The sequence below is a fragment of the Paenibacillus graminis genome, assembly GCF_000758705.1.
Classification (GTDB): domain Bacteria; phylum Bacillota; class Bacilli; order Paenibacillales; family Paenibacillaceae; genus Paenibacillus_AQ; species Paenibacillus_AQ graminis.
Map to the genome: position 1 here is coordinate 1,459,068 of NZ_CP009287.1, position 14,685 is coordinate 1,473,752.

15 protein-coding genes are annotated in these 14,685 nt (G+C 49.1%); 14 read left to right on the top strand and 1 reads right to left on the bottom strand.

What is annotated here, in order from left to right:
* Positions 1-168 precede the first annotated feature (168 nt).
* The 10 genes from PGRAT_RS06225 to PGRAT_RS06270 all read left to right on the top strand — a co-directional run bounded on the left by PGRAT_RS06225 (position 169) and on the right by PGRAT_RS06270 (position 9,388).
* Positions 169-1,005, top strand: coding sequence for a methyl-accepting chemotaxis protein (locus PGRAT_RS06225; RefSeq protein ID WP_025708960.1), 837 nt, complete (start codon positions 169-171; stop codon positions 1,003-1,005).
* A 63-nt stretch (positions 1,006-1,068) separates the two neighbouring features.
* Complete coding sequence (locus PGRAT_RS06230; RefSeq protein ID WP_155990556.1) at positions 1,069-1,488, top strand: hypothetical protein; 420 nt, start codon at positions 1,069-1,071, stop codon at positions 1,486-1,488.
* Positions 1,489-1,669: 181 nt separating this feature from the next.
* Positions 1,670-2,755: a LolA family protein gene (locus tag PGRAT_RS06235; protein WP_025708962.1), complete on the top strand. Its 1,086-nt coding sequence runs from the start codon at positions 1,670-1,672 to the stop codon at positions 2,753-2,755.
* Positions 2,756-2,977: 222 nt separating this feature from the next.
* A complete protein-coding gene (alr, locus tag PGRAT_RS06240) occupies positions 2,978-4,159 on the top strand; it encodes an alanine racemase (protein ID WP_025708963.1) in 1,182 nt (393 codons plus the stop codon).
* A 211-nt stretch (positions 4,160-4,370) separates the two neighbouring features.
* Positions 4,371-4,652, top strand: coding sequence for a CopG family ribbon-helix-helix protein (locus tag PGRAT_RS06245; protein WP_025708964.1), 282 nt, complete (start codon positions 4,371-4,373; stop codon positions 4,650-4,652).
* Between the two features lie 3 nt (positions 4,653-4,655).
* Positions 4,656-5,006, top strand: coding sequence for a type II toxin-antitoxin system PemK/MazF family toxin (locus PGRAT_RS06250; RefSeq protein ID WP_019913013.1), 351 nt, complete (start codon positions 4,656-4,658; stop codon positions 5,004-5,006).
* Positions 5,007-5,409: 403 nt separating this feature from the next.
* Positions 5,410-6,723 (top strand): ABC transporter substrate-binding protein, encoded by a 1,314-nt coding sequence (locus PGRAT_RS06255; protein WP_238326920.1) that lies wholly within the window; start codon positions 5,410-5,412, stop codon positions 6,721-6,723.
* A 106-nt stretch (positions 6,724-6,829) separates the two neighbouring features.
* Positions 6,830-7,714, top strand: coding sequence for a carbohydrate ABC transporter permease (locus PGRAT_RS06260; protein ID WP_025708966.1), 885 nt, complete (start codon positions 6,830-6,832; stop codon positions 7,712-7,714).
* 2 nt (positions 7,715-7,716) lie between these two features.
* Positions 7,717-8,544 (top strand): carbohydrate ABC transporter permease, encoded by an 828-nt coding sequence (locus PGRAT_RS06265; RefSeq protein WP_025708967.1) that lies wholly within the window; start codon positions 7,717-7,719, stop codon positions 8,542-8,544.
* 25 nt (positions 8,545-8,569) lie between these two features.
* The gene (locus tag PGRAT_RS06270; protein WP_025708968.1) at positions 8,570-9,388 is read left to right on the top strand and encodes a PfkB family carbohydrate kinase; all 819 of its coding nucleotides are present in this window, start codon (positions 8,570-8,572) and stop codon (positions 9,386-9,388) included.
* 72 nt (positions 9,389-9,460) lie between these two features.
* Here the strand turns inward: PGRAT_RS06270 and PGRAT_RS06275 are convergent, their stop codons facing one another.
* The gene (locus tag PGRAT_RS06275; RefSeq protein ID WP_025708969.1) at positions 9,461-10,180 is read right to left on the bottom strand and encodes a GntR family transcriptional regulator; all 720 of its coding nucleotides are present in this window, start codon (positions 10,178-10,180) and stop codon (positions 9,461-9,463) included.
* Between the two features lie 248 nt (positions 10,181-10,428).
* Between PGRAT_RS06275 and PGRAT_RS06280 the strand changes: the two genes are divergently transcribed.
* From PGRAT_RS06280 to PGRAT_RS06295, 4 genes are all read left to right on the top strand, one after another.
* The gene (locus tag PGRAT_RS06280) at positions 10,429-11,415 is read left to right on the top strand and encodes an SIS domain-containing protein (RefSeq protein ID WP_025708970.1); all 987 of its coding nucleotides are present in this window, start codon (positions 10,429-10,431) and stop codon (positions 11,413-11,415) included.
* 119 nt (positions 11,416-11,534) lie between these two features.
* A complete protein-coding gene (locus tag PGRAT_RS06285; RefSeq protein ID WP_025708971.1) occupies positions 11,535-12,092 on the top strand; it encodes a hypothetical protein in 558 nt (185 codons plus the stop codon).
* A gap of 241 nt (positions 12,093-12,333) precedes the next feature.
* A complete protein-coding gene (locus PGRAT_RS06290) occupies positions 12,334-12,942 on the top strand; it encodes a TetR/AcrR family transcriptional regulator (RefSeq protein ID WP_025708972.1) in 609 nt (202 codons plus the stop codon).
* Between the two features lie 476 nt (positions 12,943-13,418).
* Complete coding sequence (locus tag PGRAT_RS06295; protein WP_025708973.1) at positions 13,419-14,636, top strand: MFS transporter; 1,218 nt, start codon at positions 13,419-13,421, stop codon at positions 14,634-14,636.
* Positions 14,637-14,685 lie beyond the last annotated feature (49 nt).

Sequence of the window (14,685 nt, forward strand, 5' to 3'; positions counted from 1 at the left end):
TAATTAAATTATAAAATTTTACATTTCACCTGCTGCCTTAGCGGACAAAAAAGATTGCTGTTGCAGTAAAAAAACGGGCTTATGTATTGAGAGTAAGATATCTAATATAGAGATATATTCTCCTATGCTATAATGATCAAAAATGTTTTTGTGGGAGCTGTTACGGTCATGAACAATCAAACTGAGCTTGGACAATTACTGGAGTCTCTAAAAATATCACTGCCGCTGGTGCAGCGTCTATTTCCGCTGGATGTAATGTTCGCCTTGGCGGATTCGGAAAAATTTATCTACTATCTGCCGGGAACAGAGCTGGATATCCGCATTCAAGAGGGGACGCCGGTTCCGCCAAGCGGGGGAATCCGCATGGCATTGGATACGGGAGAGGACGTGAGTGCCAATATTCCGAAGGAAATCTACGGCTGGCCGTTCAAATCCACCTCCATGCCGATAAAGGATCAGAACGGAGCGGTAGCTGGTGTTTTTACTATAGGAATCAGCCTCAGCAACCAGGAAACGCTCAGCGATGCGGCGAATGCTCTGGCAGTGACCTCTGAACAAATCAGCTCGACCTCCGAAGAGATCGCGGAAACCGCCTCTGATCTGGCGAACACCGTAGGTGATCTGAAGCAGCTGGGGCAGAGAGTGGTTGAGGAGCTGCAGCAGACGGATGAGATTCTGGAGTTCATCCGCAAGGTGGCGGATAATTCCAACCTGCTGGGGCTTAACGCGGCGATTGAAGCTGCCCATGCTGCGGAGCACGGGCGCGGCTTCGGCATCGTTGCACAGGAGATCCGGAAGATGTCCGTATCCAGCGCTTCGTCCGCGAAGGACATCGCCGGCATTCTGCAGACGATCAAACAGAACATTAACCAGATGGAAGCAACGCTGATGGATTGTCTGGCCCAGAGCGAACGCCAGGCCGCAGCGACAGAGGAGATTACCGCCTCGATGCAGCAGATGTCGGCCTCCGCCGTGGAGATTGAGAAGATCGCGCGTCTGATATAAGCAAAGGAGGCAACTGCCATTTATACAATTTTGCAGGAGCCGGCGGGTAACACTTATTGTACTTTGATCCACCTCGCGCTGGAAGTCTGTGACACATTTATCCTGGTCAAACGGGATCAAATGGAACTGGAGCCTGAAGGACTTGAATTGCTGGAGCGTCTCCAGCCCTATTTCATAGAAACAAAAAAGGATGACGGCTGGCCTGGAACACGGTTGCTGGGCCATTATGCCGATATTCATTATTTCAGCAGTTCTCCGGCTGCTGCCGATATTCTTCTTGCCTATACTCACAGCTTGTACTCCTGGGTACAGCCTAGGCTGCCTGATGATCTCTGTTTTCTAAAAGGCGGACAGCCTTGGCTGGTCAATACGGCGCATGAGCATATGGGCAGCTTGCACACGGAAGAGGAAGAAGAGCTTGTCCGATTGGAGAAGAGCGGGTTATTGATCCGTGATCTGACCCTGTCCGGCTGGTCCTGGTGACTGTTTCATTCCATATGGTCTATTACTGGAAGCCCGCGCTCTGCGCGGGCTTTTTGGGCGGCTGTCCGGCTGCCTGTCATTATCCATCCTGCTTGTCATGCCCGTCTGCATAATGCAGGCAAGTCCCTCATAGACATGTACTAATCAATGCTTTTCCAAAACAGGTTAAGGGGATGATGTCATGCGCCGGATAACATGGGTACTCGCGATCATTATGAGCGTGGCCCTGGTGCTCGCGGGATGCGGAAAGAAGGACGCCGCTTCCGTGGTCAAGGATTTGAACAATGTGTCTGATAAGCTGGAGAGCAAGCAGGGGGCTTACCAGGGGTCGGGCACGATGACGCTGTACACCGGCGAGCAGCCGCAGGAGTATAAGGTGGAGGTCTGGTACAAGAATCCTTCCTACTACCGGATCAGCCTGTCGAACGTCCAGAAGGATGTTACGCAAATCGTGCTGCGCAATGATGAGGGCGTATTCGTACTGACACCAAGCCTTGGCAAAAGCTTCCGCTTCCAGAGCGACTGGCCGGACAATCAAGGCCAGGTCTATCTGTACCAGACGCTGATCCGGGGAATTGTCTCCGACAACAACCGCCAGTTTGTAGAGGATGGAGACAACTACGTGTTCGAGGTAGCCGCCAATTACCAGAGCAGCGCGCTGGTCCGCCAGAAAATCTGGCTTGCTAAGAAGACCTATGAGCCGAAGCAGGTGCAGGTCTCCGATTCCGAAGCCAAGGTTGTGGTGAACGTGAAGTTCGACAGCTTCAAGTTCGATCCGGAATTTACCAAGGATTCTTTTGATATGCAAAAGAATATGGCAACAGGCAGCGCATCCGAAAGCACGCTGGCGGAAGTGGATGAGAATGGCAATCCGGTCGCTGCGCCGGAGAACGCCCAGCAGGAAGACCAGGCGGCAGCCGCTGAACCCGGTGATTTCGGGATTATTGAACCGGGCTATATTCCAGCCGGTGTGCAGCTGAAAGATTCCAACAAACTCGAGGACAGCAAGGATCATTCGGTGCTCCTCCGCTATGATGGAACATACCAGTACACGATCATTGAGTCACGGCCGCTGGACCGTGCTGTCTCCCTGGCACCGGCAACCTTGGTTGACCTGGGATTCACCGCAGGGGCGCTGACCGGTGATGAACAAAAGACACTGACCTGGATGAGCGATGGTGTGCAGTACCGGATCACCAGTGCAAATCTTCCTGTGAGCGAAATGATGCAGATTGCCGCTTCTATGGAGGAACAATCGGGTAAGTAAATATCAGTAGGCGGATACTGCGTATTGTGGGAGTAATTCCTCTACAAGCAGTATCCGCTTTTTCAGCTTTTCTGGCCCTGACAGGACCTATGGGGGTTCTGCCAAAAGATAGCTCCCTGCTTACATTGACAGCCGCCTTCGATTAGCATTACCATTGACGGTAAGACTATAATCAATACGATGCAGAGATGTTTTACTACAATGTTAGAAGGTGACCCTGAAGTGCAAGCAAGCTATCGACCTACAGTAGCCGAGATTAATCTCGATGATCTGCGTGCCAATTATGAGGCCTTCCGCAAGGTTCTTCCTGCGGAGACCAAGTTCATGGGATGCGTCAAAGGAAATGCGTACGGCCATGGAGCGGTGGAAGTGACCCGGGAGCTGGAACGGCTAGGAGCGGATTATGTAAGTGTTGCTTTTTTGGATGAGGCATTGGAGCTGCGTCAAGCGGGAATACTAATTCCTATTCTGGTGCTCGGCTACACCTCTCCCGAAGGAATACCCGTTGCCTGGAAGAACCATGTAACCGTAACACTGTTCACCCCGGAGGTGCTGGAGGCGGTAAGGCAGCTTCCGGTTGACCCGGAGCACCGGCTGAAAGTGCACATCAAGATAGACAGCGGGATGGGACGGCTGGGACTTTTGCCGGCGGATGCCCCCGATTTTATCGCTGAAGTGCATTCTGTAGCGCAGGCGGAGCTGGAGGGGATGTTCACACATTTTGCCAAAGCAGACGAAAACAACAAAAGCTATACACTGATGCAGTACCGACGGTTTATGAGCGTGGCTGAAACGCTTCGGGACAGAGACATTCACATCCCGATCATACATACGGGCAATAGCGCTACGGCCATTGATACACCTCTTCTATCCAGTAACATGGTGCGTGTAGGCATAAGCTTGTACGGTTTCTATCCCTCGACAGAGGTGAACCACGAGCTGGTGGCTCTACATCCGGTAATGACGCTGAAGACGCAGGCAGTCTATGTCAAAACCCTGCCGCCCGATTGGGGCATCAGCTACGGCACCCGGTACTTCACAGACAGCGAGGAGATCATTGCAACGCTTCCTGTGGGGTACGCTGACGGATATTCCCGCATGCTAACAGGCAAAGCTGAGGTGCTAATACGCGGACGCCGCGTTCCTGTCGTCGGAACCATCTGCATGGACCAGTGTATGGTAACGCTCAAATCTTTCGCTGAAGAAGCGGAACAAATCAAAGCTGGCGAAGAGGTTGTACTCATCGGACGCCAGGGTGCCGTGTCCATCACGGCAGACGAACTGGCGCTCCATCTTGGAACGATTCACTACGAGGTAATCTGTATGCTGGCCCACCGGGTGCCGCGTGTGTATGTACGCGAAGGCGCTGCTCCTAACCTGGTGAACCCCTTGCTGCAGACCTAATGTCTTGACCGCGTTGCTCATGCAGGAACGGAATAGAAGGATAATGCCGTGTGACTAGTGTGACTTATGGTCTATACGAACCGCCATTTCTAGTTTATAATGGAATGCAGCATACTTGATATACTGGCGGCATATATTCCTTGTATAAAATTCCTTGTATATTGTAACACTGGAACACAAGGGCAGAAGGTTTGTGGGGGTGGAAGAGAAGGTGGCCAATTTGCAGAACACCAAAAGAATCATGATCAGCTTGCCCGATCATCTCTTGCAGGAAGTGGATGGGATCGTCCAATTGGAGAACTCCAACCGGAGTGAATTGATCAGGCAGGCCATGAAGCTGTATCTAAGCGAACGGAGGAAACGGACCATCCGCGATTCGATGCAGCGTGGCTATATGGAAATGGCTAAAATCAATTTGACCATGGCATGCGAGGCGTTTCTCGCGGAGGAAGATGCAGACAGTACTCTTGGCCGCTTAGTAAGCGGGGTGTAGATATTGATCGTTAAACGCGGCGACGTTTTTTTTGCCGACCTTTCGCCGGTGGTGGGTTCAGAACAAGGCGGAGTACGGCCGGTACTGGTCATTCAGAACGACATTGGCAATCGCTTCAGCCCGACAGTCATTGTGGCAGCCATCACTGCCCAGATTCAGAAGGCTAAACTGCCGACGCATGTAGAAATTGATGCGGCTGCTCACGGCTTTGACAGGGACTCCGTCATATTGCTGGAGCAGGTTCGGACAATTGACAAACAACGCTTAACCGATAAGATCACCCATCTGGACGATGAAACAATGAAGCTGGTGGATGATTCGCTGCAAATCAGCCTGGGACTGATTGATTTTTGAGTCAGGCAGACTTATAGATCACAGGAAATGTATGGAGAGGCACACTGGGAGATCCCGGTGTGCCTCTTTGAGTTGGGCGCAGCAAAATATCTTGAATTTTACAGTGTGCTCCACTTGTGAATTGTAGTATCATGTCCATATAAATAACACTAAATGTTATTTATATTTTAAAAATTATATAAACGGTTCTTATATTCTCAAAATAACTCCCCGCTTTATGAACTGTGTGTATTCAGTTTTAAATGTAAAACCCTTTCATTCAGCCCCTCTTGAATAAGCTTATCAAAGGATTTGTAAAAAAAGATTTAAAATTAACTATTGGTGTGGTATAGTGTTGTTACGTAACAATACGTTACCTATTTTATGTGTTACATAAGTTAATCATCGATGGGAGGTATTTACAATGTATCGGATGGGACGAAGATTGGGTTTGTTATTGTTAGCGGGATTATTGGTAGTACTGACGGCGTGCAGCAGCAATAACTCTAGTACTGCAACCAATGGGAATGGGGATTCGGAAGGCAAGACAACAACGCTAAAGTTTTTTCACCGCTGGCCCAATGAACCAAGAAATTCGTATTTCAATTACATTAAAGAGGAATTCGAAAAACAGAATCCCGGTGTCAAAATTGAGATGGAATCGGTCCTGAACGATAACTACAAGGAGAAAATCAAGGTTCTTGTCTCCTCAGGGGACATCCCGGATGTCTTCTCCTCCTGGTCGGACAGCTTTGCCGAAAGTCTGGTCTCCTCCGGCAGAGTTGAAGATCTTACTTCTATGTTCGACTCTGATAAGGACTGGGCAGGAACCCTGGTTCAGAATCAGCTGAAATCCTTCACTTTTGATGACAAAATATATGGTGTGCCTTTTACGATGGATGGAAAGGTCTTCTTTTATAATAAGAAAATATTCAACAAGCTGGGTCTTGAAAAACCAAAGACCTGGGACGAGTTCATAGCCCTGCTGGACAAGCTTAAGGCTGCGGGTTACGACACGCCAATTATCGAAGGCCTTCAGGATTCCTGGGCCGTGGGACACTACCTGGGCACTATGAATCAGCGGATGCTGAGTCCTGAGGTACTGGCAACCGACTATGCAGTCGGCACAGGCAAGTTTACCGATCCGGGATATTTACAAGTCCTGAAGTATTGGCAGAAATTAACCAAATATATGGGGCCAAATGCAACTTCCGTCAACCATGAAGCTACGAGAAATATGTTCATCGCCGGGGAAGTGCCGATTCATTATCTGCAGTTTGCCGAGCTGGGTTATCTGAAAGATAAACCCGATCTTGAGTTTGACTATTTTAATTTCCCGCAGTTCTCCGAGGGCAAAGGGAATGCCGAAGGTCTGACAGGCGCACCTGAAGGATTCATGATCAGCAAGGAAACGGCCAATAAAGAGCTTGCCGAGAAATTTGTAAAGTTCATTGTCTCTCCTGAGAATGCAGCGAAGTTTCAAAAGGATGTAGGTTCTATGACAACTGTAATCGGTGCAGCCACCGAGGAGAATTCCCCTCCGGGAACCTTGGGAGCGATCGAAGTGATCCAGAATGCGGCAGAAACCACCCCTTGGCTTGATAATGCGGTGGATGCCAGCGTAGCCGATGCCTTTATGCGTGGAGGCCAAGCCATTGCTGCGGATATCGAGACCCCTGAAGAAGTGCTCAAAGAAGTGCAGGCCGCAGCGGCGAAGCTTCAGGCAGTCAAAAAGTAGAAACGAAGTGCTTCAACAATGAAGAGGGGGCATAGCTCCCCTCTTTTCTTCTAAGATACAGGGAAATGTGTCTAACTGGGTTCCCGGATAAAACAGGGGGAAAGTGATGAGAACGAGAAGAACGATAGCTCCTTATTTGTTTGTCCTGCCGTGTGTGCTGATGCTTGCAGTATTCGTATATATGCCTCTGATCCAGAATTTCTTCTATAGCTTTCAGAATATCTCCCTGCTGTCAGGAAAAAGCTCATTCGCCGGTTTCGATAACTATAGAACGCTGTTCTCCGACCCTGTTGTGGGCAAAGCCTTAATCAATAATGTGAAATATGCCGTGATCTCTTTAATCTGCCAGGTAGGATTCGGACTGGTTCTGGCCGCAATCCTGGAGGAAGAGTTTCTGAGAAAGGTCTCCGCGATATTCCGGACGATCTTTTTTATACCAGTTATTATTTCTATTACGGTTATCTGCTTGTTATTCTCCTTCGTCTATAACCCGACGGATGGCCTGCTGAATATGTTCCTGCAAGCTGTGGGGCTTGATGCCTGGGCTAAACCGTGGCTGGGTTCCGGTACTACAGCCATTTATGCCGTCATTGCCGTATCGCAGTGGCAGAGCATCGGCTATTGCATGATGTTGTTCATTGTGGCCATTCAGAAAATTCCGCGCGACCTCTATGAAGCGGCCAAAATTGACGGGGCAGGCAAAGTAAAAATCTTTTTCAGCATCACGCTGCCTCAGGTGAAAGAAATGATTTTTGTAAATTCACTTCTGACCATAACAGGGGCGTTCATGGTATTTAACGAACCCTTTATTCTAACCAAGGGCGGAGGTCCCGGAACCAGCTCCATTACAATTGCAGTCCTGATGTATCAGAATGGTTTTGTCAGAGACAGCATGGGTTATGCCGCGACCATCTCGCTGCTTATTTTTGTCATTACAGCAGTGCTGGCGCTCATACAGACGTTATCATTCAGAACAGGGAAGGGGGACTGAACATGGCCGGCAAGCTGCCTATTTACAGACTCATTGTGCTGCTGCCTCTCCTGGTAGGGGTAGTCCTGGTGATGTACCCGTTGTTCTGGATGGTGTCCTCATCATTTAAAAGCTACGATGAAATTTTTGGAGCTGTCTGGAATCTGCCAAGCGAGTGGTTGTTTTCGAACTACGCAACCGCCTGGACCAAAGGGATAGGCAATTATTTTATGAACAGTGTGATTGTTACGGTCAGCACGATTGCGGGTGTTGTCATCATTGCTTCACTATGTGCGTATGGACTGAGCCGCTTCCGTTTCCGGTACAGCAAGACACTATTTATGTTCGTGCTCGGTGGAATGATGCTGGATCCACAGGTATGTCTGGTACCATTGTATAAGCTTTTGCAGAATCTAAATATTCATAATACGTATTTCGCTCTGATTCTGCCCTACATTGCCTTTAGGCTGTCGATCGCAGTGCTGCTCATCCGCTCTTATTTCCTGGGTATCCCCAAAGAGATTGAAGAGTCGGCAACCATGGACGGCTGTTCGGTGTTCCGGACCTATCTCAGCATTTTTCTGCCCATGTCTCTTCCTATTATTATGACTACCATCATCCTTACCTCTTATTACGCCTGGAACGAGTTCCTGTTCTCTATAATCTTTATCGATTCGGATAAATACAGGACCATTCCGGCAGGGCTGATGAACTTCAAAGATGCATTGTCAACAGACTGGGGGGTTCTGCTGGCTGGACTGGTCATCTCTTCACTGCCGCTTATTATTCTGTTTATTTTTATGCAGAAATACTTTATTCAGGGTATGTCTGACGGCTCTGTAAAAGGCTGAATATCGAACTTGGGAGGATTTATCCATGAGAATAATTGCCGTGGGCGACAATGTTGCGGATTGTTATTTGGATCAAGGGCTCTACTATCCCGGAGGCAATGCCGTAAATGTGGCTGTGAATTGTAAGCGGAACGGATGCGAGGAAGTGGCCTATATCGGTGTATTCGGGAATGACAAGAAGTCAGATCATATTATGGACTCGCTGGATAAGGAAGGAATCAGCTATCGTTATTCACGCAGAGTGTATGCGGACAGCGGTTCGCCCGGTGTGAAGCTGGTCGGCAATGACCGAGTATTCGTACGGGGTGCCCAGGATACAGCCCAGCATCTGCTCCGGCTGCGCCTAATGCCTGCGGATCTGGAATATATCGCGGGACATGACGTCTGCCATACCAGCTGCTATTCCAGCATAGAGCGGGAGCTTTCCGCAATTAAGGAGCATTGTGATATTTCCTTTGACTTCTCCACCAGGACGGATGAGGAATATCTGGAACAAGTATGCCCTCATATTAAATATGCATTTTTTTCGGGTGCGGAGCTTGACTCTGCGCAGATCGAAGCACTCATAAGGGCTTGCCACCGGTTGGGGACGGAGATTGTAGGCATAACGAAAGGAAGTGAAGGCGCGCTGTTCTCCAGAAACGGTGTGCTGTACAAACAAGGAGTCACTCCGGCGGATGTCGTGGATACGATGGGAGCGGGAGACAGCTTCATTGCCGGATTTCTGGTGTCTTATCTAAAAAAGGGAGTTATGGAAGAAGCGCTGCAGTCCGGGGCGAATTCTGCCGCGTATACCTGCACCTTTTATGGGGGATTCGGGTATCCCAAACCCATCGGGGAATAGTTATACACCTGAATGTGCGGTCACAAGCTGTTCATTGCTTGAACAGCTTTTTGACATGTTATTTATTGCTCACTAAATATACAATACGAACTTGTCGCCGACGATATGCTGTTCCCCGTAATGAACGATTTCCATGGTGGAGGAAACAACGGTGCCCTGGGAGAGCAGCAGCGGGTAGCCGACCGGGATCTCCAAATACTGGGCCTGTGCAGAGTCGGCAAATATGGTCTGGATCGACTTGCGCTGGCGCATGAAGGAGACATCACGTTTGGCTTTGATGGTGGCATACAGCGAACGGTTGTCCATATTTTCCTGGAGCAAAAAGTTATAGGCTTCTGTAAACACGGCGTAATCCATCATTACCGGAACTTCGTCGGCCAGCATAATGCGGCGGATAGCTACAAGCTCAGAGTTCACAGGAACATTCAGCGCTTCGGCAAGTTTGGAAGTGGCACTGATCTGGCGCTGTTCAACCAATTTGGAAGAAGGTCTAAGGTTGTTAAGCTTGCAAATTTCCGTAAATCCCAATACTGAAGGGCCGAATTTTGCTTGAATCCTGGGCGTGCAGATAAAGGTGCCTTTCCCTTGCTTGCGGTCAAGCAAGCCCTCTTCAATCAATTCACTGATCGCAGTCCGGACTGTGCGCCGGCTGATCGAGTACATTTCGCATAACTCAAATTCAGTGGGAATCTTCTGCCCGGGCTTCATTATGCCGGCTTCTATATCGGATTTGATAATGTCTTTTAACTGCACATAAAGAGGGATAATGCTATCCGGCTGTAAGTGTCTCATTGCAGCTCCTTTTGAGAACGATATTAGAATTCAACTAATTATTATAACGTTGGCGGTTACAGCTGTCAAAAGCTAATCACAGGTAATATATAATACTTTTTTTATAATGTAAACCGTTCGAACTTTAGGAAAAGGGTTGATTTCAGGGAATATCCATAGTAACATATAGATACATTACGTTACATAACGTAACAAATAGGTGTTTCTGGCCTGCCGGAAATATCTACAACAAGAGGAGGAATTTATCAATGAACCAAGAGCATGTGCAACAACTGGAAGCAGCGATTCAGGCCGTAGCCCAAAGAAAGGTAACCAATTTCTATTTTGTAGCCTGCGGCGGCTCGCTCGCAAACGTTACACCAGCGCAATATATTCTGGATCGTGAGATTGAGATTCCCTCAGCCGCTTATTCTTCTAACGAATTTATTCACCGTTCCCCCAAAGCACTTGGACCAAGTTCTGTAGTCATTACCTGCTCTCACTCCGGGAACACCCCTGAAACTGTTGCGGCAACGACATTTGCCCGTGAGAAGGGTGCATTGACGATTTGCCTGACCAATCTGGTGGACTCACCGCTCTGGGAAGCTGCAGAATTCAAACTGCATTACAACTATGCCCCTTATGGCGAGGCGCTCCGCGGGGAAGAGACCAGTATGGCAATCCTGTACCGTCTGGTATTCGGAATTCTCCAGACGTTGTATCCAAATGAGAAATATGCCAATGCGATCAGTTCCATTGAGAACGGCCTGCATGGTGTGTATGAACGGAATAAGGCCTTAACCTTGGAAGCCGCCAAGGCATTCGGACGCAATTACAAGCGGGAAAAGCTGATTTATACTATGGCCAGCGGGATTAACTATTCGGTAGCCTACTCATTCGCCATCTGCCTGCTGCAGGAGATGCAATGGATTCACTCCAGTGCCATCCATGCCGGGGAATACTTCCATGGACCTTTTGAAATTACAGACTTTGATGTTCCATTCATCGTGATTAAAGGGCTGGGAGAGACCCGGCCGCTGGATGACCGTGCTTACGATTTCTGCGTGAAATATTCCGACAAAACCATCCTGATTGACGCGGAAACGTTTGACCTGGAGGGAATCTCCCCGGATGTGCGTCCGTACTTTACGAATCTTGTAGCCGGTGTAGTACTCAGACAGTATGCACAGCATTTATCTGAAGAAACCGGACATGCGCTTTCGGTGCGCCGTTACATGTGGAAGATGGAATATTAAGATATTCCGATAGGTAATATTTATAGTGAAACGGGAGCGGCGATGTTCCCGTTTCCTTTTCCTTTTGGTTGGATTCCCGTTTCGTTGTCCGGAATTTAGCAGATGGATGAGGGATTGAAATGAGCATTTATAATTCAATAGATGATTTCTTGCACCGATTGGAGAGTACGCTTATATCCAATAAAGAGCCGGTCGATGCCAACCGGATTCTTGCCGAGCTGCGGGCCTCCTATGATGAAGTGGGCAGGAACGGGGGCAAGCTGTATCTTAAGTATGCGGATGAGATCAAGGCTGTGCTGGAGTACCCGGAAGAAGTCGTGATCAGTAAGGCCATGTATTCTGAGTTCAAGCAGGGTTTCAGGCAGCTGAAGAAGCTGTGGCAGGCCAAAAGGAATGTGGAAAGCTTCTATATTCATTGCTGCTGCCAGATCCGCCAGCTGCTCATATTTAACAGAATGTCAGAAGAACACTGCCGCAGCTGTCATGGGTCGCTTCTCTATTATTATGAAGAAAACTCCCAAATGGTCATCAAAGAATGCCAGGCCTGCCGAAGAATCTACAGCAGAACAGGCACAGTAATTTGCGCCTCTGAGGGCCTGAAACTAAGCAGGGCAAACAAACAAAACCTGCTAGGGGTGGTCAGCCCCGCCGAATGGATCGGATATTGTGGGGAGTGAAGGGATAGAGGATTTTTGCTATAGTTTCAATGGATTGGCCCGCCGTTACTGCGGGTCTTTTGTTTGATTTCTGAGGATACCCGGGCAAGGCATCTGCTTCCTTGCACTGGTTAGTCCAATAGGGTGAATGCGATGCTCGGCAGCTTTAAGTCGGGTTCGAAATTCACAGCCGATAAGGACAAAAATTCACTTTGGGATGTTCTTGTGTTACAATTAGACCGGATGGTCGGTTTAGAAGGAGGTGGTCAGGATTAAAGGGCGTTCTGACGGAGAAGAGACAAAGAAACGGATTGTGCAGAAGGCTGCGCAGCTGTTTGTTCAAAAAGGATATGGAGCTGTAACGATGAATGAGGTCTGTTCAGCGGCAAAGGTCAGCAAAGGCAGCCTGTATCACCATTTTCCCAGCAAGGATGAGCTGTTCCTGTACGTGGTCGAAGACGATACGGAGCAATGGCTTTCCCAGTGGGCAGAGAAAAGCAGCCGCATCAGCGGCCTGGAAGAGCGTTTCTATGCGCTGGGCGAGCATTATGCGAATGATTTCCAGAATCCCCTGATCCGGGCGCTGGAGGAGTATGCCAGATCCCGCCCCCATTCCGACGAGGTTCATCAGCGTCTGGCGCAGCTCTGCGAATCTGCCTCGGAAGCCTGCCGGAATCTGCTGCAAGAGGGAATGGATACCGGATATCTGATAAAGGGAAATCTGGACAATTACGTTATCATTGTAAGCGGTTTGCTGGAGGGAGTCGCCAGAGTCAGCGAGATTATGGCTGCGGCGAAGGCGCCGGAGGATATCATGCAATATTACCGCGAAGCGATAGGGCTGCTGCTGCAGGGGATACGTGCCCGGTAGAAACCCGGGTTAATAACACTGCCTATGTAAGCCTCCATGAGAGATTCGTCAACATCGCCGGCAGAACTCCGCCAGGAGGTTTCTTTATATAAGCAACGTAGACTTCGGCCTCCAGTGCGGGGAAGAATGGCGGAATGAGAGGTAAAAGTACCTTTGATTTCTCCAAAAGCGGGTTGCAGTGCGGAATGAGAAGTAAAAGTACCTTTGATTTCGCTAAAAGCGGGTTCTAGTGCGGAATGAGAGGTAAAAGTACCTTTGATTTCGCTAAAAGCGGGTTGCAGTGCGGAATGAGAGGTAAAGGTACCTTTGATTTCGGCATGAAGGCGCAATATTTTCGCGTATCTATCGCCAGCCGGGTAATTTTCTTTTTGCATATAAATAGACCGGATGGTCGGTCTTATTGGTTTATTATTTTTTTACTTAAAGGAACACCAAAGATAGAAGAAATGGGTTCTGGGAATACGGAGGTTACTCAAATGAAATTATTACTTAGAAACCGGGGAGCAATGCTGCTCCTGATGCTGAATATCTTTCTGGCGTTTACAGGGATCGGACTGGTTGTGCCGATTATGCCCACATATATGAATGAGCTGGGGATCGGAGGCAGCATTGTCGGACTGCTGGTGGCAGCCTTTTCGCTGACCCAACTGATTCTGTCCCCTTTTGCAGGCGGGGTGTCCGACCGGATGGGCCGCAAAAAAATCATTGTCGGCGGTTTGGTAGTATTTGCGCTGTCTGAGCTGCTGTTTGGTCTTGCCGAGTCAAGCTGGCTGCTGTTTGCGTCGCGAATGCTGGGAGGGGCCGGAGCGGCAATGATTATGCCTGCGGTCATGGCCTATGTGGCGGATACGACCTCTATGGAGGAACGGGCCAAAGGCATGGGGCTGATCAATGCGGCGATTACCACCGGCTTTATCATTGGACCGGGACTCGGCGGCTATCTGGCTGAGCTTGGCATCCGTGTGCCCTTCTTCGCAGCTGCGGGGGCAGCGGCGTTTGTTGCTGTGATGACCCTTATCGTACTGCCGGAATCACGTTTAACCGCACAGCTGGGCACAGTCAAGCCTATGCAGGAAAATAAAGACAGGCTTATTTCCCAGCTGGTACGTTCCTACCGCGAGCCTTATTTCTTCGGATTGCTGATCGTCTTTGTGCTGTCCTTTGGACTTGCCAATTATGAAACAGTATTCGGATTGTTTGTGGATCATAAGTTTGGCTTCACACCCAAAGATATTGCCTTTGTGATAACCTTTGGTTCGATTTCGGGAGCAGTGATTCAGGTTACGGCGTTCAGCTGGATTCTGAATCGTTTTGGGGAAAATAAGGTCATTTCGGCTTCACTGCTTATTTCCGGCCTGTCCATCTTCCTGACTTTATTTGTGCATGGCTACTGGGCCATTGTCACTGTAACCTTCATTGTGTTTCTTGCGATGGATATTCTGCGGCCCGCTGTCGGCACGCAGCTCTCCAAAATGGCTGTAGAGTCCCAGCAGGGCTTCGTGATGGGCATGAACTCCGCCTACACAAGTCTAGGGAATATTGCCGGACCCATTGTTGCCGGAGTCCTCTTCGACCTCGATATCAACTTTCCGTATGCTGTGGCCGCGCTTGTACTCGTTCTCTGCTTTTTGCTGTCGCTCGGTTCAGGAAAACGGATGAGCCGCCCGGACCTGCAAGCGAATCATAGCGATTAATCTTCTCAGGATTTTGGCACGGGGCTAATCTGTGATACTATTTTAGGTA